Raw genomic sequence first — 3,022 nt, 5'->3', positions numbered from 1 at the left:
GCATTTTCATTGATACCTCCCACGAGTATGGTTTCGTCAAATCCGGCCTGATCTTCAAAGGTACCAGCTCTTTTGGCATAAAGGCTTACCCTACCCTTACCAACAGGAATGGCAATATCCCTCGGCACTACAAATTCAAATTCAAATTGGCCATTGGTTATGGAGGCCTGACCGTTGAAAATTCCTTCGCCAAGAGTTTCAAACTCCATAATTATCAGATTACCGTTAGCACCTGTTGTTCCATCATTTCCCAAAGTTTGACGTTGTAATCTTTTATCAAAAACTTTGGCTTCAAGGGTTCCGTTATAATTAGAAACTAAATTACCGTTTCGGTCAACCACTTCCCCGCCCAATTTAATTCTACTTAAAGCTTTGAGGGTATCGTTAGTGGAGCCTAAGGGCATTCCGTTGACTGTAGTTAGCCTGACTTCTTTTTGGGGAAATGCAAGGTGCATAGCCGGGTCGCCTATATAAAAAATCACTCTCCGACCAGCATTTGATATGTCATTTTTTGCTCTCCTTAATGCTTCTGCGGGTGGAACAAAAGTCTCGGTAAAATAAGCATAAAGATGTTTGCCAAGTATTTGATTGAAATCTGTACCCAACTGAACACCAATCTGCCTAGTTGTAGAAATAAGTGCAATGGCTCCTCCTTCCCTGTTCCAATAAGTAAATTCGCCTCCCGTGGGCCGAAGTGGGTTATCAAACCTTGAAAATTCACAAGTTACAGTTACTACCAGCGGATACCGGTTTCGGTTTCTCAAGTTCTGCACACTTTCTTTAGTGATAATCCGCTCACTGGCTAACCCGTCTTCACCCCCATGCCCAAAGTAGTTAAGTATAAGTGTCCCTACGTCAATGGTGTTTTCGAGGGCTTCATTCACTTTTGGATATCTATTCCCACCCGAAGATGTTTCTTGTTGATAGGCATCACTATGTATTTTTATAACATTTACAAAAGGTTTATGAAATGAAATAGCATTGCCTAATGAATCGAGCCTGAACTGCAATTGTGCATCAGAAGATGTGTCTGCATCGTCTGACACCAAAACAAAATTATTGCGCCAGTTACCAAAAGCTGCTGTGGATTCATAAGCGATTACTTTGTTGACCATATCGTTGGCCAAAGTGACATTGTCAACCACCATCCTGCCCACGGCAATGTCCAGTTTGTCTGACCCTAACATAGTGCCCTCTGTTGGATCCATCATTCCGAAAAAGTCATCAGACATATAGGTGCTTGAAGCAGAGATTGAGCCAATATCAATCGCTTGAAATGTGGGCACCATATTGTTATTGCCCTGTAATCGCTTTTTATAATCAACAGATGTATCACCAAACAAATTCAAATATTTGATTCTATTTTCCGGCGAAGAAGCATTGTCATAAATGTATTTTACAAAATTTCTGATGGCACCTATATCCTGTTTTCCATGACTGAATTCATTGTAAATTTTATCCGTTGTAACCACTTTCACTCTCAACCCATTTCTGGTTTTGTGATGGTTTGCAAGTCTTAGCGCAGGTTGCAACAACATTGGCGGCGTGACAATCAAATAATCAATATCTTGAAAATTACCATGTTCATCTTTAAAAATAGTTCCTTTGAGATTTTGATTTGGAACGGTTGATGGATTTATTCTTGTTGGGACATAGTAATCACTATTATGAACAGCTACATATTTTCTTATCTCACCCAACTGGGCTTTAAAGTTGATATTTTGTGCATTGTTTTCATTATGGATTGCTGAAATTGAACCCGTATTTGTCACGTCCCAGATTTGTGAATACTGTGAAGCATTTGTAAATTGATATTCACCTATTCCACTTAACAAAGCCGCTTCATCATATCTGAAATTAAACTGAGTGTTTCCGCCCGTTAATTGCCTAAATGCATTAACACTTATATAATCTAAAAATGCGTTGCTTTGAGGGTTTCCTGCATTGTTATACTTTAAGGTAACGTTGACCGTTTCTGAAGATGCATTTACCTGGCCGGAATAGCTCCTGCCGGAAGCTAAAGTGGTTGTGTTGATGGTGCCAAACTGAAGTGTTTGCTGATTTTGACCATTGACTTCTATAGACATTGTTGTAATAACCTCTGCCGTCGCCATGCAAAACACCCTAACCTCCATAGGCGTTCCGGAAACAATATTTGGAAAATTAAACTCAAAACTTTGCTCATTGTTGATATCAAACCGATTACTGAACCATCTTCTCCCTATCAGTGGGGGGTTTACCTCATCTTTTTCAAAAAACTGATAATCATTAAATTGGGTAATATTTGTAGTGGCATTTCCTGCCGGTTCAACATAAGGTGTTACCCTTTTACCGTTTGTGCCGTCTGCTGTAATAAAATAATAAGCATTATCATCATAAATATTAATATGAGTATTACTTTCCTGACTGTATTGATTAATTTCAGCATAAAAAAGTATATAGTCTCCCTGATCAAAAGAGCCGTTTTCTTCACCGGCAACAAGAATGGAGTTTTCAACTAAATCATATTCTGTGTTCAAACTGTTTCTCAAAGGAAGCATATTACTTCCATTGCCATAAATTTTGATTTTTCTGGGGTCTATAGAATTGACATCCATACCTAAGCTGTTCAAAAAATTTCTATCAATTCTGTGAATTCCATTTTTCTGAACTTTAAACCGATACCATTGCCCTGATGTTAATGATGAATTTGAGATTCCAACGCTTTTGCTTTGAATTTGTTGAGTTCTCAACTTTGAATAGTCCAAAGTAAATGAGACAACCCTTCTGTAAACTCCACCTTGATTTATGATTGGAGTTATAGAAAAAGTGGTGTAAATTTTATCTCTGCCCCGGTTTGAAGCTATCGTATAATCGATGTTATTAGGTAGTTTTTGTACATCAAGTTCATTTAAAGCATTTGTAGAAACAGTTTCATAAACAATGTTTGAAACCACTAAAGAATTTGGAATTGCAAAACCGTCATCTACCCAAACATCACTGTACTGGTTTGAACTGACATTGTAGTTTATGGTGTTTTCAA

At 38.0% G+C, this 3,022-nt stretch carries 1 protein-coding gene; it reads right to left on the bottom strand.

Annotated elements, in window-relative coordinates:
- Window positions 1–3,022, bottom strand: a 3,022-nt coding sequence (gene porU / locus AC6F75_RS12960; RefSeq protein WP_500715514.1) for a type IX secretion system sortase PorU, incomplete at both ends; no start/stop codon positions are given.

It is taken from the genome of Planktosalinus sp. (genome assembly GCF_059864935.1).
The sequence above is the reverse complement of the archived record's forward strand: the minus strand, read 5'-3'. Positions and strand labels throughout refer to the sequence as shown.